Here is a 19,118-nt window from a genome sequence, read left to right on the forward strand (position 1 = left end):
CCTTGATTCCTCCAGAAATCCTGAAAAAGATTCGTCGGATTCAAATCCGAACCTCCCACGTCGTGGACGATCTGCTGGCCGGCGGATGGCACTCGGCGTTCAAGGGGACCGGTATGGAGTTCGAGGAAGTCCGGCCGTATGCGATCGGCGACGACGTACGCAGCATCGACTGGAACGTCACGGCGCGGGCGGATCAACCCTACGTCAAACTGTTTCGCGAAGAACGAGAGATGTCGGTCCAGCTGCTGGTCGATATCAGTCCGTCGCAAGGATTTGGAACGCAATCGCAAACCAAACGTGAACTAGTTGCCGAACTCGGCGCGACCTTGGCCTTTTCTGCGATCAAAAACAATGACAAAGTTGGTTTAACGCTGTTTTCGGATCGCGTGGAAAAATCGATTCCACCTCGCAAAGGCACTCGTCACTGTTTGCGTTTGATCCGGGACCTGCTGTATTGCCACCCCGTGGGCAGCGGAACCAGTGTGACGTCGGCGATTGAGCATCTCAACCGCACGTCGCACCGAAAAATGGTCGTCTTTCTGATCAGCGATTTCCAAGACACTCATTGCGAAAACACGTTAAAGGTCGCTCGTCGTCGTCACGAGATCATCCCCGTCGTCGTCCGCGACGAGCGTGAAATGACGATGCCCAATATCGGATTGGTCCGGCTGCGTGATTTAGAAACCGGCCAATTGGTCACGATGGACACCAGCAGCGCCCGCGTGCGACGTGCCTACACCGATTCGGTACAGCAGCATTTCGAGAACCTCGAATCCTCCTTTCGACGCATGCGAATGCCCGCGATCTATCTCGAAACCGGACACGATTTTGTCCATCCACTGCAACAGTACTTCTATCATCGGGAGACACAGCGGTGAACGGATTGAATGCACGTGAATTCAGTACACGTAAACGGCAACCTCGTTTTTGCTTGCTTGCGGTCGCACGAGTAGCAATGTTCGCAATCGCGCTGATGATCGGATCATCGCCCCTCGATGCCGCTGAACACGACCGTCAAGTTGACGTCAACGCGACCGTCAATCGAACCGAGGCATTGCTGCTGGATCCGATCGAGTTGACGCTCACCGTGACTGCTCCCGTGGACGCGGAGATTACGTTTCCGCCAACGACCGAAACATTGGGGCCATTTGATGTCGTTGCGGTCGAGGATTTGCCGTCGATACCGGTGCTGGATGACGCCGATTCGTCAACGCGACGTTGGACGCGGCGAATGAAGTTGGAAACGATCGAAGTGGGCGAGCAGACGATTCCTGCGATCGAGATTCGTTATGTCCTTCGCGATGCCGCCAACTCGCAATCAGGCCTCGTTCGCAGCACACCGATTCCGATCCACATCAACAGCGTCTTAACGAGCGAGGATAACCCCACAGCATTTCGCCCGATGAAACCCGCGTTGCCGATTCCTTCGCAATCCGAATCGACACCGATTGGGTGGCCCGCGATCGCAGCCGGATTGATAGCCCTTGCCTTCGTTGCATTTCTGGTCAAACGGCGGATGCAAAAGCCCGTCACGCCCAAACAGTGGGCATCGCGACGCTTGGCCTCGCTGAAGCAGCGTTACGAGGTAGGACAAATCGATAACCGATCGGCCTACCTCGAACTTGCCGAGATCGCTCGCGATTTTGTCATCGCTCGCGAAGGCATGAACCCCACCGTGATGACGACCGACGAAGTCGTTCGCTTCGTGAGCACAAAGTCATCGCTTGCCAGTGAACATCAAAACCGTTTGAACGCATGGTTGATGGACGTTGAACAAACCAAATTCGCACCGCATCGGTTGGCGTCGGATGAAATCAAACCAAAGGTGCAAGACGCGACGAATTTCCTGCATGAATTGCTGGACCATTCGTCCGGTTCGCCAGTCGCGTCCGGCAGCAGGGAGGACGTGTGATGTTTGAAAGTCCTTGGTTCCTGTTGTTATTGGCTTTGGTACCGCTGCTTGGCTGGAGCATGTTTCGGCGACGACAATCGTGGTCGATTGGATTTAGCTCGACCCACAGCATCGCGGGGATTCGGCCAACGTGGCGTCAACGGTTGGCGTGGCTCCCTGAGTTCCTGACGCTGCTGGCGTTGGTTGCGATGATCATTGCCTTAGCGCGACCACGAGTGGGCCGCGAGCAAACCGTGATCGATTCCGAAGGGATCGCGATGGAAATGGTCGTTGACCGCAGCGGCAGCATGCAGGCGATGGATTTTAAGATCGATGGAAACCATGTCGATCGTTTGACCGCAATCAAAAACGTGGCCGCAAGCTTTGTCAAAGGAGACGAAGAGGAAGCCGATCAAGATGGAATCGCCGGCCGCGCCAGCGATTTGATTGGCTTGATCACGTTCGCTGGATTTGCCGATGCCATCACCCCCCCGACGCTGGATCATGCATTCCTACTTGAACAACTCAATCGAGCCGAGATTGTGACGCAGCGCCGCGAGGATGGGACCGCGATCGGCGATGCCATCAGTTTGGCGGTCGAAAAACTGCAGTCATTGGAAACGGGCGACAAAGAATCGGTTAAAAGCAAAGTCATTATCTTGATGACCGATGGCGAGAACACCGCGGGCGAGTTTGATCCGATCCAGGCCGCCGAGCTGGCCAAGACGATGGGAATCAAAATCTACACGATCGGGGTTGGTACCAAGGGACGAGCACCGTTTCCGTCGCGGCATCCCTTTACCGGCGAAGCGACCGTGCAGTGGATGAACGTCAACATCGACGAAGACACGCTGCGAAAAATCGCGGAAACCACCGGGGCCGAATACTTCAGGGCCACCGACACTCAGTCGCTCGAAGCGATCTACGAAGCGATCGATGAACTCGAGAAAACGAAGATCGAATCGCATCAATTCACGGACTACCGCGAATTGGCGGTCCAGCCGTTCACCTGGAACGCGATCACATTTCCACCGATTGCCCTTTGTGCATTGTGTTTGATCGCCGCCAGCGTGATGGTCAAGTATGTGCTGATTCGAGCGTGGGTGTAACGGCAAAACGCATGAGGATCCAAGCAATGGAAATTCAATATGGCAACCCTTTCGCACTGAACTGGCTGTGGCTAGCACTGGCGTGCGTCGTCGTGATCGTCTGGACTGCGGTGCGAATGCGAACGAAATTACGCCGCTTTGCGACCGCAAACTTCAGCTCACAATTGCTGCCACCGCACCATCGATTGCGTATTGCCGTACGCACGGTGCTGTTGCTGTTGACGTTCTTGTTTCTCACGATTGCACTGGTCGACATTCGTTGGGGCAAGGTGTGGCGAGAGGTTCCTCAAAAAGGAATCGAGGTCATGTTTGTGGTCGACGTATCTCGTTCAATGCTGGCCGAAGACGCGACGCCAAACCGGCTGAGCCGAGCCAAACAACAAATCAACGACATGCTCGATGTGATGGCGGGAGACCGCGTCGGATTGGTCGTGTTTGCCGGCGAAGTACGCCAAGTCGTGCCGATGACCAACCACTACGACGATTTTCGTCGCTCGCTGAAAGAGGTGGGAACGCATTCGATCCGCCGAGGTGGGTCGCGTTTAGGGGATGCGATTCGGGTGGCCAGCAAAGGATTCTTGAGCAAGACCAACGATCATAAAGCGATGGTGATTCTGACCGACGGTGAAGACCAAGAGAGTGAACCGCTGAAGGTTGCCAAACAAGTTCATCAGGACCAGGGCGTTCGTATCTTCACCATTGGATTGGGCAACATGAGCGAGGGTGCGAGGATTCCTGCAGGCACCAACGGCGATTCCAACTACGTGACTTACGACGGACAACAAGTCTGGTCGAAACTCGATGGGGCAATTCTGCAGGCGGTGGCAACCGAAACCAACGGAGCCTTCATTCCCGCCGAAACCAAACAAGTCGACATGGCGAGTGTTTATCACCAATACGTCGCCAAGGTGGAACAGCAACGATTTGAAACCGCCAAGATCAATCAGTACGAAGCCAGATTCCAGTGGTTTGTTGGTTTGGCACTGATCAGCTTCCTGTGCGAAGCCTTCATGACTTATTGGTTGCCGACATCCTCAGATGACCCAATGCAAGCGGGGGGACAAGCAATATGAATGTGATCAAGACTTACCTTCCAATCATGTTGATCGCAGCCGTGGTCAACACGATTGCTTTTGCCGACGAAGCCGTCCCTTCGGATGCGCAGCGTTACAACGAAGCCGTACAACAGTACGCCGCTGGTGAAACCGAGCGCGCAAGCGAAACGCTACTACAGCTCAGTGGATCGGATCACGACGAGATTGCGGCCCGGTCTCGCTACAACTTGGGAAATATCCGCTATGTCGAAGCGCTAAAGCAGCTCGAGCAAGAAGGGAACGACGGAATCAAGGTCGTCGGGTTGCTACAAGAGGCGATCAAACATTACCGCGGTGCGTTGGCGATTCACGCGGCGGACCAAGACGCCCGCGCGAATATCGAATTAGCCATGCAGTTGATTTCGCAAATTCAACAGCAACAGCAACAGCAACAGCAACAGCAAGCCGAGCAACCGCAGTCGCAGCAGCAAAACGAAAAACAGAAGTCGCAACAGGATCCGCAACAACAAACTGAGTCTGAAAGCAAACAATCCGAATCGAAACAAGAGTCGTCAGAGTCCAACGACTCGGATTCACAGGATGAATCGAAGTCCGAAAAATCCGAGACACAGCAATCCAAGCAAGCGGGTCAAGAAGGCGAATCAGAGTCAAATTCCGAAGCTCAGCCAAACCAGGACGAAAACCAAGGTCCAGCAGAGAACAATCCTTCACAATCCGACGCGGACGACGGCCCAAGCGAAACATCCGAATCCGCAAACAGCGACCCAAGCCAGTCCGGCGACTCGCAATCGATGCCGCCGGATGCGGATTCGGGTGCCGACAACCCTCCGGAAAATCCCGCCCCGGATCAGTCGTCGCCCCATCAACCCCAAAACAATGTCGCATCCGATGACAACCGCGATGCGGATCCGAGTGACGCGGAACCGCAACCGACCGAGGCGGCTGAATCGGATCCTTCAAAAACCGAAGGAGAGCTTTCTGCCGTCAACGGTCAAAACGAAAACGATGCGGCGAGCGAGGATGATCCTCAGAAACCAACCGCGATCGGCGTCATGACCAAGGACGAAGCCCAAAAAATGTTGCAAGCGATTCGCGATCGCGAGATGCTGCGACGCATGCAAACCGAACGTGAACAACGACGCCGACAAGTCCCTGTCGATAAGGATTGGTAAGCCATGAAAAACGTTACACCTCTTTTATTGATCGGTTTATCGCTCGCGTTTGTCTTGCTATGCAGTGGCAATGCCACCGCTGGCGACGTGCGTATCGGGATCTCGGCACAGGAAACCTATGTCGGGTATCCGGTGACACTGCAGATCGAGTTCAGCAATGTTGCTAAGCATGAAGCGCCCGAACTGCCCGAAGTCGATGGACTGAAGATTGAATCCACGGGGGCTCCCTCGCAAAGCACTCAAGTTTTCCGCATCAACGGGCGTCGATCCATCATCGAATCGTTCACCTATTCCTACGCCATCACCCCTGAACGTGCGGGTGAGTTTGTCATTCCGCCACTGACGGTGTCTTACGATGGCCGCAAACAATTGACCGAAAGCGTTCGGTTTTCGGCGACCAAAAGCGAAGTGGGCGATTTGGCTTTCGTCGAAATCACAGGCGATCGGCCTAGTGTTTATGTGGGTGAACCGATCCAGTTGACGCTTAGAATCTGGATCAAACCCTATCAAAACGAAGATTTCCGAGTGACGCTTTCCGAAGGCGATATGTGGAGATTGATCAGCCGACAAACCGATTGGGGCCCGTTCACCGATCGCATGAACGAATTGGCGGACAACAACCAGCGTCCCGGCGGCGAGCGGGTGCAACGTGAAAGTGACGATGGCACGACATCGACTTATTACTTGTACGAAATTGATGCCGAAATCTATCCGCAACACGCAGGATCGATCGATGGGTCCAACTGCCGAATCGTCATCCGCTACCCTACTGAACTGAAACGCTCACGAAGCCCGCTAGATGATTTTTTTGGTGATCAGTCTCCCTTTTCAGGCTCCGGCTTTTTCGATGATGCCCTCTCGTCGTTTGGCCCGCGACTGTCAATTTCGTCGGTTCGCCCCGTGATCGTTGATGCAAACGTTTCTCCGATTGAAATCAAACCCATTCCAAATCAAGGCCGTCCGGCGAATTATCGCGGGGCCGTCGGTGAGTATGAAATCTATACACAAGCCACGCCGACGACGGTAAACGCAGGCGATCCGATCACGCTGAATATTGCCATTCGCGGCGATGGCCCCATGGATCGTGTCCAACCGCCGCTGCTGAATGAACAGCAAACGCTGACCAAGAAATTCAAAGTGGCGGACGAATCGTTGGCGGGATTTGTTGACGGAAACCAAAAGCTGTTTACCACCACGATTCGCCCGCTTTCGGAATCCGTGAGCGAGATTCCGGCGATCGAGTTCAGCTTTTTCGATCCTCGCAAAGAGAAATTTGTCACCGTTCAAAGCAAACCGATTCCCGTCGAGGTTTCCGCAGCCGAGACATTGTCTTTTGACAAAATCGTTGCCAACCCCGATCTACCCCGCGACGATGCGGAACGATCCGACAACGATCCGGTGGCCATGGTCCCAGCCATCTATCCTGCCGACGACTTACTCGATTCGCAATCAACTCGCACCACGTGGAATCCATTAGTTTTGACCGCGATTGCGCTGCCTCCGTTTGCGTTCGCGTTTTCGTTATTGTTCGCACGCCGAGGCGTCGTTGCCTCGGGCGTTCGTTCGCTGATGCCGCTAAAACATTTCGAAAACGCCTGTGCGGCCGCCACCTCGCCTCGCGAGTTAAGCTTGGCGATGCGTGAGTTCTTGGCGTCGTATTGGAAGCTCGATCAAGCCAGCGAAATGGTGGTGGTGGGGCAATTGCGGCGAAATGGAAATCGCGAACTCGCAGTGCGACTGGAGAGCTGGTTTGATCGATGTCGGCGAGCCGAGCACGGTGTTTTGTTTTCCGAGTTGGCAACCGAAGATCCTCGCAGTTTGCCGAATTTGAAGCGTGAAGCGAGCCAGATCGCTGAAGCATGCGTGGACCGAAAAGCGAATCGGGCTGCGAAAACGATGCAGGCTCAGGCGGGCCGATCAAGCACCGTGCTGCGTTCATTGATCGGAATCGCAGTGGTGAGCTGCGGACTGACACAATCGGCGTCCGCTGAAGATGCCCCGTCATCCGGCGCAGTGTCGATGACTCGCCAGCAACAACATGCCGTTTTGAGTGAAGCGGACGGGCTGTACCATCGTGCCGCCGAAGCGATCACGAGTGATCCCGAACAAGCGAATGCGAATTTTGCTGCTGCGGCCGCCAAGTACCAAATCGTCGTTGATTCAGGGGTCCAGAACGCCAAGCTGTTCTACAACCTTGGAAACAGCTATCGCATGAGCGGATCAAAGGGCATGGCGGTGGCCTCTTATCGGCAAGCGATTTTGCTCGCTCCGGATAACCCTGTATTTGCAGCAGCACTTCGTCAAACGCTGCACGAGATCAACTCGGCCAATGCCACCTCTGAAACCTCCTTCGACGCGCGAAGCATCACGCGTCAATCCGTAACGATTCTCTTTTCACACGTGCCACGGTCCTGGGTGTTGTGGAGTGGGATTGCCGTTTGGGCGGTTGCCTGGTTGATGCTGGTCCAGCGAGGTTTTCCGCAACTATGGTTCGGGGATCATCGCATCGGACGAGCTTGGCCGGTGGGATTGATTCTATGTTCGCTGGTCCTCGCCGGATCGGTAGCCGCCCACGACTGGACGCTTCGCAACCCGCAAGCGGCAACCGTGGTGGTGGCCAAGGCGAACATGCACTTGTCCGACGATGCGACTTCACCGGAGGTCGGCAGACCGCTCGCCGAAGCAAGCGAAGTGATCGTGAGCAAACGCCGAGGCGACTGGGTCAAAGTCACCTCGATGGACCAGCGTTCCGGATGGCTACGAAGCGACGAAATCCGCTAGTTGGCTGGGAGTCCCCCGTCGCGAAAGTCGTCAAGACTTTCGTTGTTGCGTAGTGGATCTTGCTAAAGATCCCTCCACAAACATCCACAACCATTTCGCATCAACGTTCATCAATGAGCCGCTCGCGCGTGAGCGGCCGGGTCCCGCGCACTACCCGGTGCCTAACGGCCCACACTGCGATTGACATTTTGATTGTTAAGGGGCACGGCAAGCGGTCGGGATAGGCCGGAGGCCGATACCTTGTCTGCCGTGACCGTAAGGCTGGACCGTTAAAACGTTGGGCTTGTCGTGATTTTTGATTGCGCAATTTTTCTGCCACCTCTCCACCAACTTCGTCGGTGGAGAGGTAACTGCAAGTTTAGGCCGGAAGAAAAACTCCCCCTAGGATCCGACAATACTAAGCTGTAGCAGCCTAACGTAAGACCACGGTTACGTTGTTTTGACCAACAAAGGCCAGCGGCCGACACCTCCAACGCAAACTTGTGTCGTCCTCCGGCCTAAAGAATCAAGTCACGGCCGCTTGCCCCAGGCTCGCTCACTTGTAACTTTTCAGAAGCTTTTTATCGACACAAGTCGATGGATCCCTTAATTTGGTACCCATGTCGATTAGACATCGAGTTGGTACGCACGAGAACCAACATGAGATGGACCACGAAAGCGATCTTCAAGACACGACAATGATGAAAACGGTACTCTGCTCGTTATCCGCATGGCTGTTGGTGGTCACGACATTTACTCCATACGAGATATTTGCCGCACCACCGATTGTCAAGGCAAAGGACGGGGCACTGGATGACGTGATGATCGATATCGAGCTTTCCGAACCGACGGTGATCAATGGTGACATCGTGTTTGCCAAGATCACCTTCTACAACTCAGGCGATGAAGCGGTCGATATGGAGTCGTTTGACCCGTATCGGCATATCGATGTTCACACTCAGGATGTGATTTGGAAGCCACATGCGATCGTAGGACACAAGGAATTGCGAAGCGAGTTTGAAAAATGGGGGCGAAACACTCGGCTCGAGCCAAAGCAATCCGACTGTCACGTGGTGATGGTGCGGATATTAGATTTAGAAAGGGATCGTCGTGACTCGACCATCGACCTGCACTTTCTGGTGCGAATTCTCGAGCCTACAACAGCGAACGAGCGAGGCGGATTGGTCTTAAGAAACCGTGCAGAAATCACCCCACCACCGCCACGACGCTTCAGTCGTATTGCGGGACGTATCATCGAAGTTCCAATCGCGGGGCACCTGCTTGCCCCGATCGACCGAAATCGTTTCGCGGAAGACAATGAAATCGGATGGTTGTTCGGTCAAATCCACGGCGGAACCAACAATTGGTTTCATAGGTATAGCGCTGAAAAAATGGATCCGTTCCCTGGGTTGCTTAACCAAGCGGTGTTTCCTCTTCCGGAACTCGACCGATGGCGAATCTATCGCGAACGGGACGTGAACCGTGACACTGTTCTTTTCCGCGTGATGTCGCTTTCGATCGCGTATGACGTCATGAACACGAGAGGATTGTCGCCGGAGAAGTTTTTCCAAATCCTGACTCGGTACATGCAGGATTCGCCACCAATCGAACAATGGTGGCTAAACGAACAAATGCGAGTTGATCTCGAAAAACGCGGCAAGTCGGCGCTCGCAGAACTTTTTGCAAACGAGAATGCTAAGCAGTCACTTTGTGAGCGGAAGGGTTTTGGTTCAAGTAGGAGAGGAACGAAGCCCAGTGATAAAATCCGAGCCAATTTTCAGCTCGCCGATGACCGCATTATTGATGGCGACGTGATGCTTGCCGAAATTACTGTGCGCAGTTTGCTCGATGAGGAAATCACCTATAAGAACCAAAAGATTGAGGATGCAATCATCGTCAACTTTCCCGCTGGAAAAAACGTTGAAAATCCCGTCGTAAATTACTACCGGGGTGATCCGGGGGTGAACGAGTTTGCAGCCTTTCAGCTCCGGCGGCTAAAAGAGGCAGTGAAGCGCCGGGCGATGATTCGACTCAACAACATGTTTCCTCGTGAAAACTACGAAAAAAATGACCAGCGATTCCACCTGATGGAAGTCGCCTTCAAGATGAAATTCCAAGCTGGCCGCATGCTGGATGAAGTTGAGATCACGGAGGCGACAAGCGTTGGTGAAATCAGTGGCATGGGGGCACGTGTTCCTGTTGACAGAGGTTTAAGAGCTCAAAAGGTCAAGCTCCCCTACGATAATGAGCAGAGAAGAATTGACGAAAATCTGTTCGCGCTAATTCACGGTGCATACAAGATCGGATATGGATTCCAGAAACAGTTTTTGCAAATTGAGAAAGTTCCGGGGCTTCTCGATTCGAATCGATTTCCTTTGGATTCGCTCGATCAATGGAAGATAATCCGAGAAAATATGAGGGACGGATCGACGCTCGCTCGATTGGTTGATGTTTCGTTAGCATTCGATGACCTGAATCGTCCCAGCAACGATTCAATCAGTGTTTTTGAAGGCATGGTTAAATTGATTGAAAAATCAAGCCGCATCGAAAGAGCTTGGTTATTCGATTCGCTCTACCATCAGCTTTGTTCCACAGATGGAGTGAGCACTGAAACCATCATCGCACTTGAGGAGTTGAAAACACAGTACCTGCAATCGACTGAGCAAGAAGAAGCAAAGCATCAAGACGAATGATTCTTCTACATTATCTCGCACGCACCGGCTGCACGCTGACCTCTCGCCGGAATTTGGCCAACCGCTCGCCGAAGAAAGCGAAGTAATTGGGATAGGCCGGAGGTCGATACATTGCCTGCCGTAGCCGTAAGGCCACGGTTACGTTGTTTTTGACCAACAAAGGCCAGCGGCCGACACCTCCGGCGTGAATTTGTGTCGGCCGCTGGCCTGTTGGCGACAAGTCGCCTTTTAAAACCGTTGGCTCACGCCAACGGCAGTTTATGTGTCGGCCTCCGGCCTAAAGAATCAAGTCACGGCTGCTGGCCTCAGACTCGCTCACCTGTAACTTTTCAAAACTTTTTAATCGACACGAGTCATCGGAGCCCTTAATTTGGTTCTCATGTCGATTAGGCATCGAGTTGGTACGCGTGAGAACCAACATGAGATGGACCACGAATGCGATCTTCAAGACACGACAATGATGAAAACGGTACTCTGCAACTTATCCGCATGGCTGTTGGTGGTCACGACATTTACGCCGCAAGAAACAAATGCCGCGCCACCGATCGCCAAGGCGAAAGACGTTGAATTTACGGTGACTTATTCAGCGGACACGCTCGCTGTCGGCGACATGCTCTATGCACAAATCTCGATCAAAAACATTACAAACACTCCTGTTCGGATTCGGAATTTTTTGTGTTTGGTCATTGTCGCAACGACGCCCCATGTGAGGGAATATGTTGAAAGTTATGGTGAGATTCCTGGTGGCGTAACCTTCCTGGAAATTGCGCCGAACGAGAGTTTCACATTCGAGCGTTGTTTGGACTTATACGGCAACGATCATCGCGACGATGGATCATTTGATCCATTTGATCCGACGCTGAGCGGACAGAAAATGACACTGACGGCCACTGCTTCGACCACGATTCACGGCGATGTTGGGAGGGAGGGCGTCACCGACTGGAGAAACCACGCACTGAAAGCAACCGATGAAATTACTTTTACATCGCCGTTAATGTCTCGGGAATCGTACGAGACGCTGATCAAGAACGCATCTCATAAAGCAATTCCCAACCCTTTTGTGACGATTTTTCCTCAAACCTTCCCAGCAGCGCCTATCTATTTGCATGCCCCAGAAATGACTTGCGTGTTTGCAACGCTTTGATGGACACATTGCCGGTCGCCGCTAGCTCACGACGCGCAGCGATGATCTTTTTAGCGGTTAATGAGTTCGCCCAAACAAAACGCATCAACGTCGAGTACAAGGCATTGATGCAAATTACTGCTGCACTTCAAAATTGCTCTGAAGTGGAGCGTAGTTTTTGGTTATCGACGATCATTCATGAACTTGAATCCGAAACTCTCCAGCTCCAAAAGGGTGTGCCAAAGGAAAAAGCGGAGTTGTTTCGCAAACACTTTGACAAAAGCCCGAGTTCATAACTTCGTAGCAAACGCGATCGAGGTTCAAACCGAGAGTGTGTCGCCCGCTGGGCTATGTTTCCCCACCTCCACTAGCCGGTGACTCACGCCACCGGCAGAGGGCGTGTCGGCCTCCGGACTGTAATCATTGTTACTAAATCAGCAGTCACTAACAGCAGTCACTAAGTCAGGTGAGGGGGCGACCGCGCAACATTGCGTGTAAGTGGCCTCGACTTGCTCGGTCGGCCCTCACCCGAGCATCGCTGAAGGCTCTGCTCGACCTCTCCCAAACTGCGTTTGGGAGAGGTGACAGCACGCTCGCGATACGCCGGATTTCTCTCCGCAGCCATTCAGTCCGCAGCCATTCAGTAGGTGCAGAGGTGGCCGTCAAGCTGCGTTCGCCGATAAACCATCTGGTCCACTTAAAACGTATGAATCGCGCGTTCGGCGACGGCCAATGCGGCTTCGTGGACGATTTCGGACATCGTTGGATGCGCGTGGCAGGTGCGAGCGATATCTTCGCTGCTCGCTCCGAACTCCATCGCAGTGGCCGCTTCGGCGATCATGTCGCCAGCTCGGGCACCGATGATGTGCACGCCCAGGACGCGGTCGGTTGCCGCATCGGCCAGAATCTTGACGCGGCCTTCGGGTTCGCCCAGCGTGCGAGCACGTCCGTTGGCACCAAACGGGCAGACGCCCTTTTTGTACTCGATGCCAGCTTCCTTCAACTGCTCTTCGGTTTGTCCCACCATCGCGATCTCAGGATGAGTATACACGATCGCCGGAATCACGTCGTAGTTAATGTGACTCTTAATGCCAACCATGCGTTCGACACACACGATCGCTTCTTCCATCGCCTTGTGCGCCAACATCGCGCCACCAATACAGTCGCCGATCGCATAGACGCCTTCGAGTGACGTTTGGAATTCTTCGTTGACACTGATGAAGCCTCGCTTGTCGGTTTCCAATCCGATCGATTCGAGTCCGATGTTGTCGGTGGCGGGGGTGCGTCCGGTCGCCAACAACACGCGGTCCGCACGCAGAGCTTCGCCATCTTTGATTTGCACCACACACTCATCCCCGTCGCGTTTGGCGGAATCAACAAAGGTGCTGGTGCGAATATCGAGTCCTTGCCGTTTGAAGGTGCGATGCGCCAATTGGGCGATCTCGCCGTCGATACCAGGCATGATGCGGTCCAAGGCTTCCAGCACGATCACTTCGCTGCCTAGCCGATTCCACACGGCACTCATTTCCAAACCGATGTAACCGCCACCGATCACGATCAATCGCTTGGGAACGTCGGGAAACGAGAGTGCGGTGGTGCTGTTGCCGATGCGGTCGCCATCCTCTTCGATAAAACTGAGCTTGGCAGGACGACTGCCGGCACAGATCAGCACCTGGTCGGCTTGCACCAAAACCGGTTCATCGCCGTCGACTTGAATCGTTTCGTGGTCTTTGAATTTGCCGCGGCCGCGATAGGGAGTGACGCCCCGCTTTTTGAATAGCATGTCGATGCCGCCGGTCAGCGTGTCGACGATCTTTTTCTTGCGAGCCATCATGGCGTCGAGGTCGAATTCCAGTCCGCCGACTTTGATCCCATGTTCGCTGAATTTGTGTTTGGCATCCTCGTACAGATGGCTCGATTCGAGCAGCGCTTTGCTGGGGATACATCCGACCCGCACACACGTCCCACCGAATTGAGCGTTCTCGTCGATACAGGCAACATCGATTCCAAGTTGGGCGGCACGGATTGCGGCGACGTATCCTGCAGGACCACCACCAAGCACCACTAATTCATGTCGAACGGTTTTCATGTTTCTGTTTGCAGGCAAAGGTTGAAGTGAAATTAGAGGGAATTTTGTTGATTGATCGAGATTCCCAAGGCCTACAGTTTGGCAAACAACACGCTAGTTCGGCTACCGGGCTAAGTTTGGGATCTTAACGGGCATTGCGTTTTCATTTTGTGCCGCGGGTCCGCTAGGATCTGTGGGACCTTATACTTAGTGGCTCCGTTATCCTTAGCAGGCTTGATCCTTAGCGGGCTTGCCGAACGAGGCTGAACCGGCACAATTGGCAACTACCGTCCCCACCCATTCCCTGTTCTGCTCAGCCGAGCCTCACCTTGCCCAAACAAAAACTCCGTGCGATCGCTGGGCCTGCGTTTGCATGCCTGCTGTTTCTGTTGGCGATCAAATTGCTTTGGCGCGAAGCACATGAGGTAACCTGGGACGACTTTAAGGCCGGTTTTACGGGCGTCCCGACAATTTATCTCGGAATCGCAGCCTTTCTGATCGCGCTGAACTACGGTTTGCTGATCGCCTACGATTTGTTGGCGCTGCGTTACATCTGCCGATCGCTGCCGCTACGCCGTGTCGCGTTGGTCTCGTTTATGGGATTCACGCTTGGCAACAATTTGGGCACCTTTATGGCCGGCGCCCCGATTCGTTACCGTTTCTATTCCCGATGGGGGTTAACGGCACGTCAAATCGTGGTTTTGATCTCGATTTGTGGTTTGACGTTCTGGAGCGGGCTGTGGTTTTTGGGTGGGATCGTGCTGGTCTCGGTGCCAATTGAATTGCCCGCCTCGGTCGAATTGCCGTTTGGCACCCGGACGCTCGGCGTCATTTTGCTCTGCCTTGCGTTTGGCTACGCGCTGGTGTGCTGGCTGTGGCACAAACCATGGCCGATTGGCGAGTTGCATTTGCGTCCCCCCGCATTGGGATTGATGTCGGTGCAAGCTTCGGTGGCCGCGGTCGATTTGCTGATCTCCGCCACCGCGTTGTATCTGGTCCTTCCCGTCGACGCGGCAGTGCCATTCGCGCAAGTCCTAGCCGCCTACCTGGTCGCGATCGCCATCTCGCTGATGACCCAGGTCCCCGGCGGGCTCGGCGTGTTGGAAGTGATTTTGGTGACGCTGCTCAAAGGAACAGTGGGCGATTCGGTGCTCGCGTCCGTGCTGATCTTCCGGATTCTGTACTATGTGCTGCCGTTGATCTTCGGGATGATCACGCTGGTGGCTCACGAGATCTTCAGCGGGGCGGTAGAAGCACGGCAAGCCCGCTGACGTGCCAACAACAACGCAGCAAGCGGTCCGGTTGCAGCGTATAAATCGTTCCAATGAGACCGAAGGTTTTGCTCTGGACTGCTAAAACTTTGGGGTTAACGTAATTTGATGTTGCGCGGCTTTTCTGCCACCTCTCCACCAACTTCGTTGGGGGAGAGGTCGAACGGAGCCTTCAGCGACGTTCGGGTGAGGGGGCTGACCGAGCAAGTCGATGGCGACGAGAACGCCGTTTGCACCGAAATTGCTCGGGCGATAGCGCGGTCGCCCCCTCACCCGAGCAACGCCTTTAGGGCGTGCTCGACCTCTCCCCCGACTTCGTCGGTGGAGAGGTGACTGAAGTAAAGGCCGAAAGAAAAATTCCACCTAATATCCGACGTCAACACCAAAGATTTAGCGGCCCAGCGCTGGCCGCGGATCCGGTGTGTACGTTTCTTGGGGCGTTTTGTTGGACACCAAATTTTGTTGAACAACGGAACGGTGGCTAGCGCCAAAGCCGCTAACGATCACTCTTGCAGGGACCGCTCCGGCGTAAACAATACGCCGCTTCGTTTGAACCATAACAGGAACGAACGAAAGTCTTGACGGGCTGTTGATTTAATGAAGTTTCCTGCGGCATGGGTGTATGATGGACTTTCTAGTCCGTCAATGGCGTATTCGACGGACTAGGAAGTCCATCGTACGACTAAAACAACAAGCCGCCCGCGACTTCCGCTACGGCTGACGCGCCCAAATCATTTTTTTACTTCACCAGATTCGCGTGAATCTTGCTCAGTTCGCTTGCGGGGATTTTTAAAACCCGGCGGTCGTACGTCATCAACCCATTGATCTCGCCTTCCACATCAGTGGTTTGCGTGTACACGCCTCCGGCGATTCCGTTGGATTCCAACTCTTCGAGTCGTCGCATCGATTCGATATAGCGATCCTTGAATTCCTGCAGCGTTTTTGGCAATCCACCGTAGCCCCAATTGTCGCGATTGGCATCCCACAGATGTCCCTGGACGGGATAACCATGTCCGCCAAACTCGCCAACCACCTTGATGTAATCGTCAAATCGTTTGTCGGCTAAAGGGAAATTGGGATGTGGATAGGCATGATGGTCCGCAATGTCACCGATCGGCCAAAAGTTACCGCCGCTGGCGATATTGACCAAACGTGACGGATCCCGCTTGACCGTCCACTTGCCGACCTCCATCGTGCGATGTTGCCCCCACGCTTCGTTGAACGGCACCCACACGACAATGCTGGGGTGATTTTCGAGGTCGTCAATCATCCGCTCAATCTCGTTCATGTACTGATCGTGATCGGCATCGGACCAATCGGCATCTTGTGGGTTTGCCCGCATTCGCGTCCACGGGGGGCCTTTGCCGCCGCTGGGTTGATCCTGCCAAACCATCATGCCAATGCGGTCACAGTGGTAATAGTAACGCCGGGGTTCCACTTTGATGTGTTTACGGATCATGTTGAATCCCGAGTCCTTGAGAACTTCGATGTCATACAACATGCCTTCGTCCGAAGGAGGTGTCAGCAACCCATCCGGCCACCAGCCTTGGTCAAGTGGTCCAAGATGAAAAACAGTCTCACCATTCAGTGTGAATCGATGATGTCCATCCTTATCCACCGTTCGTCCCACTTCGCGGATGCCGACATACGATTGAACTTCGTCGATCGCATTACCAGATGCATCGAGCACCACGACGCTGAGGTCATATAAATGCGGCGAATCGGGTGACCACAGTTTTGCGTCACTGACGTCGGTGATGAAAACACCGTCCGTATTAAACGTTTTGGAAGAAATCAGTTGGTCGCCGTCGGCGAGACTAATCCGAACCTTTTCACCGGCAACCGGTTTTCCAGCCAAATCGACCTTGACGGTCACCTTGGCTTGGTCCGGCGAATCGGTAATCGCCGAGTGAATTTTCAGATCATCAATGTGACGCTGCGCGACCGTTTCGAGCCACACGGTTTGCCAAATCCCCGAGACTTGGGTGTACCAAATTCCGTGCGCATGGATGACTTGCTTGCCACGAATTTGCGATCCTTCGGTTTCGTCTTCGACACGAACGACCAGCTGATTTTCGCCCGACTTTGCCGCATCGGTGATGTCCAGCGAAAATGGGTTGCTGCCGCCAACGTGTTTACCCACCGAGGTTCCATTGACAAAAACTTCACAGCGATAATCGACCGCTTCGAAATTTAGCTTCAACCGCTCGCCTTGCGTCACATCGGCTTGGAACGTGCGATGGTACCACAACGCTTCGGAATCACTCAGCAACCGCTGGACACCCGACAACCGTGATTCGATCGCAAAGGGCACCAGGATCTCGCCGTCCCATTTTTGAGGGGTTTCGATTTGATCCACGCCGGTGATTGCGTAATCCCAGTGGCCGTTCAAGTTGGTCCAACTTGGGTTTTGCAATCGGGGTCGCGCCAACGCAGGACGAGGATACTCGGTCCATGCGTTCTCTGTGGTCACCTGCTCGCCCCATTTGGTGATCAAGTCCGACTTGAAGGGGATCGTATTTCGTTTTGGCTTGGGGAGTTTGGGGAGATGGTTGGCATCAATCAAGTGCACGTCGATCGATTGGCCGCCCGTGGTTTGGTGGCAGTGCACCGCAATCAGATTGCTGCCTTTTTTGATGACCGCCGCCGCATCGGCGTCCAACGGAAACACTTTGTGGTGGTCGATGTAACCGGTCACGGCCAGCACTTTTTTGCCGTTGAGATAGACTTCGGCATCTTCGTCGTGATGCATATAGATCGCGGGCTGCGCGGGAACCGCATCGAGTTCAACCGATTGTCGCAACCAGATATCATCGGTATTCCACTGGGTGGAAACTCGCGCCCCGGGCGTGGACCGCGTTCCGAATCCGCCGACGCCTTGCGCCCATCGAGAATCATCAAACCCGACCTCGTACCAATGAGCTCGTGGTTTTTTGGTGGTGAACCGCCACGACGTCTCCTGCAGAGTGCTGCTACTGCTGGTAGGCGAATCTGCCAGCGACCGCGTCTGCGGAAACCATCCGCCGAGCATGACAAAGATCATCACCGCTGCGATGGTCCAACCTGTCAGCGAGCATCGTGGACGCGTCTGAGGCAGGCGGCCGCTACCGAATGAAGATTGATTTAGCACGGAGAATTCCTCGCTTGTTGGGGATGGAGGCGATTGATCGAATTCAGAAGAAGGGCGTTCGGAAACAGTAGAAACCGCAACCAGACGACACAGACAAAATAGCTCAACTCGCCCGATTGGTAAATGAGCTTTATTGCTCCGCAATTTGCTATTTTGCGACTTCCGACTCGCAAGATAGCTTAGCCACCGGCGTTCAACGAGAGTAATCCAGGGCGATTGGGACAAAGAAACGCGGCTTTTTCTCGTGAAATCGCCCGCCCGCTTGCTCATCGAACAGCAGGATCTATCATGTCCGCCACACGAATTCCTTTCGCTTCCCAATCAACTTTTAGAAAGCACCATCCCCATGAAGGTCAACGAATATTTCGACGGCAAAGTCAAATCGATCGGTTTCGAGAACAGCGAAGGCCGCGTGACGTCCGGCGTGATGGCGGTCGGCGAGTATGAATTTGGCACGAGCGAGAAGGAATTGATGAAGGTCGTCTCAGGCGAACTGAAAGTCAAACTGCCTGGGTCAAGCGAGTTTGCATCGTACAAAACCGGCAGCGAGTTCCGCGTCGATGCCAACCAGAAATTTCAGTTGAAGGTCGACGAAGCCACCGCCTACCTCTGCTTCTACAGCTAGGCAGGGCGGTGCTGGGGAACAGAGAGGTGACAAAACGTTGCCGCCGTTTGCCAGTCGCCCTCAGTAGATCCGAGCAAACGACCGGGCCGTTGGCCCTAACATTCATAGGTTTTCTTCGTCCCAGCCCGTTGGGCTGGGCTAGGTAAACTTCCGGGGCTTTGCCCCTAAATACAATCTCGGAACCTCAGAACTTACGCTTCGGGTAGCGATTTTTCTAAGTC

At 54.0% G+C, this 19,118-nt stretch carries 14 protein-coding genes; 11 read left to right on the plus strand and 3 right to left on the minus strand.

Translation table 11 applies throughout. The features are described from left to right. The first annotated feature begins 2 nt into the window (after positions 1-2). The 6 genes from ABEA92_RS10405 to ABEA92_RS10430 are packed head-to-tail and all read left to right on the plus strand — an operon-like array spanning position 3 to position 8,008. Complete coding sequence (locus ABEA92_RS10405) at positions 3-878, plus strand: DUF58 domain-containing protein (RefSeq protein WP_345683764.1); 876 nt, start codon at positions 3-5, stop codon at positions 876-878. Next, positions 875-1,912 carry a hypothetical protein gene (locus ABEA92_RS10410; RefSeq protein ID WP_345683765.1) on the plus strand — a complete coding sequence of 346 codons (1,038 nt, stop codon included), beginning with the start codon at positions 875-877 and terminating at the stop codon, positions 1,910-1,912. Before ABEA92_RS10405 ends, ABEA92_RS10410 begins: the two co-directional genes overlap by 4 nt. Continuing rightward, complete coding sequence (locus ABEA92_RS10415; RefSeq protein WP_345683766.1) at positions 1,912-3,000, plus strand: vWA domain-containing protein; 1,089 nt, start codon at positions 1,912-1,914, stop codon at positions 2,998-3,000. The genes ABEA92_RS10410 and ABEA92_RS10415 overlap by 1 nt, the downstream gene beginning before the upstream one ends. 26 nt (positions 3,001-3,026) lie before the next feature. After that, positions 3,027-4,073: a vWA domain-containing protein gene (locus ABEA92_RS10420; protein WP_345683767.1), complete on the plus strand. Its 1,047-nt coding sequence runs from the start codon at positions 3,027-3,029 to the stop codon at positions 4,071-4,073. Positions 4,074-4,099: 26 nt separating this feature from the next. Continuing rightward, positions 4,100-5,227 (plus strand): prolipoprotein diacylglyceryl transferase, encoded by a 1,128-nt coding sequence (locus ABEA92_RS10425; RefSeq protein ID WP_345683768.1) that lies wholly within the window; start codon positions 4,100-4,102, stop codon positions 5,225-5,227. Positions 5,228-5,230: 3 nt separating this feature from the next. Beyond that, entirely contained in the window at positions 5,231-8,008 is a 2,778-nt protein-coding gene (locus tag ABEA92_RS10430; protein ID WP_345683769.1) for a BatD family protein, read from the plus strand. A 664-nt stretch (positions 8,009-8,672) separates the two neighbouring features. Here ABEA92_RS10430 and ABEA92_RS10435 read toward each other — a convergent pair. Beyond that, the gene (locus ABEA92_RS10435) at positions 8,673-8,855 is read right to left on the minus strand and encodes a hypothetical protein (protein WP_345683770.1); all 183 of its coding nucleotides are present in this window, start codon (positions 8,853-8,855) and stop codon (positions 8,673-8,675) included. 1 nt (position 8,856) lies between these two features. Between ABEA92_RS10435 and ABEA92_RS10440 the strand changes: the two genes are divergently transcribed. The 3 genes from ABEA92_RS10440 (at position 8,857) to ABEA92_RS10450 (ending at position 12,099) form a co-directional block, all read left to right on the plus strand. Next, positions 8,857-10,680, plus strand: coding sequence for a hypothetical protein (locus ABEA92_RS10440; protein WP_345683771.1), 1,824 nt, complete (start codon positions 8,857-8,859; stop codon positions 10,678-10,680). Positions 10,681-11,137: 457 nt separating this feature from the next. Next, positions 11,138-11,824, plus strand: coding sequence for a hypothetical protein (locus ABEA92_RS10445; RefSeq protein ID WP_345683772.1), 687 nt, complete (start codon positions 11,138-11,140; stop codon positions 11,822-11,824). Further along, a complete protein-coding gene (locus ABEA92_RS10450; protein WP_345683773.1) occupies positions 11,824-12,099 on the plus strand; it encodes a hypothetical protein in 276 nt (91 codons plus the stop codon). The genes ABEA92_RS10445 and ABEA92_RS10450 overlap by 1 nt, the downstream gene beginning before the upstream one ends. Before the next feature lie 401 nt (positions 12,100-12,500). Here the strand turns inward: ABEA92_RS10450 and lpdA are convergent, their stop codons facing one another. After that, positions 12,501-13,892 (minus strand): dihydrolipoyl dehydrogenase, encoded by a 1,392-nt coding sequence (gene lpdA, locus ABEA92_RS10455; protein WP_339936502.1) that lies wholly within the window; start codon positions 13,890-13,892, stop codon positions 12,501-12,503. Between the two features lie 308 nt (positions 13,893-14,200). On the opposite strand from lpdA, the gene ABEA92_RS10460 reads away from it, so the two are divergent. Then, positions 14,201-15,142, plus strand: a complete 942-nt coding sequence (locus ABEA92_RS10460; RefSeq protein ID WP_339936500.1) for a putative bifunctional lysylphosphatidylglycerol flippase/synthetase — start codon at positions 14,201-14,203, stop codon at positions 15,140-15,142. 739 nt (positions 15,143-15,881) lie between these two features. Here the strand turns inward: ABEA92_RS10460 and ABEA92_RS10465 are convergent. Continuing rightward, the gene (locus ABEA92_RS10465) at positions 15,882-18,173 is read right to left on the minus strand and encodes a glycoside hydrolase family 2 protein (RefSeq protein WP_345684033.1); all 2,292 of its coding nucleotides are present in this window, start codon (positions 18,171-18,173) and stop codon (positions 15,882-15,884) included. A 343-nt stretch (positions 18,174-18,516) separates the two neighbouring features. On the opposite strand from ABEA92_RS10465, the gene ppnP reads away from it, so the two are divergent. Then, a complete protein-coding gene (gene ppnP / locus ABEA92_RS10470) occupies positions 18,517-18,897 on the plus strand; it encodes a pyrimidine/purine nucleoside phosphorylase (protein WP_425572422.1) in 381 nt (126 codons plus the stop codon). Positions 18,898-19,118: the final 221 nt, after the last annotated feature.

The organism is Novipirellula caenicola (assembly GCF_039545035.1).
Classification (GTDB): domain Bacteria; phylum Planctomycetota; class Planctomycetia; order Pirellulales; family Pirellulaceae; genus Novipirellula; species Novipirellula caenicola.

Bases quoted from the DNA above. Each gene is read 5' to 3' on its own strand.
- ABEA92_RS10415 (WP_345683766.1), top strand. From the start codon at position 1,912: ATGTTTGAAAGTCCTTGGTTCCTGTTGTTATTGGCTTTGGTACCGCTG.
- ABEA92_RS10420 (WP_345683767.1), top strand. From the start codon at position 3,027: ATGGAAATTCAATATGGCAACCCTTTCGCACTGAACTGGCTGTGGCTA.
- ABEA92_RS10425 (WP_345683768.1), top strand. From the start codon at position 4,100: ATGTTGATCGCAGCCGTGGTCAACACGATTGCTTTTGCCGACGAAGCC.
- ABEA92_RS10430 (WP_345683769.1), top strand. From the start codon at position 5,231: ATGAAAAACGTTACACCTCTTTTATTGATCGGTTTATCGCTCGCGTTT.
- ABEA92_RS10435 (WP_345683770.1), bottom strand. From the start codon at position 8,855: ATGTCACCATTGATCACCGTCGGTTCGGAAAGCTCGATATCGATCATC.
- ABEA92_RS10445 (WP_345683772.1), top strand. From the start codon at position 11,138: ATGATGAAAACGGTACTCTGCAACTTATCCGCATGGCTGTTGGTGGTC.
- ABEA92_RS10450 (WP_345683773.1), top strand. From the start codon at position 11,824: ATGGACACATTGCCGGTCGCCGCTAGCTCACGACGCGCAGCGATGATC.
- lpdA (WP_339936502.1), bottom strand. From the start codon at position 13,892: ATGAAAACCGTTCGACATGAATTAGTGGTGCTTGGTGGTGGTCCTGCA.
- ABEA92_RS10465 (WP_345684033.1), bottom strand. From the start codon at position 18,173: ATGCTCGGCGGATGGTTTCCGCAGACGCGGTCGCTGGCAGATTCGCCT.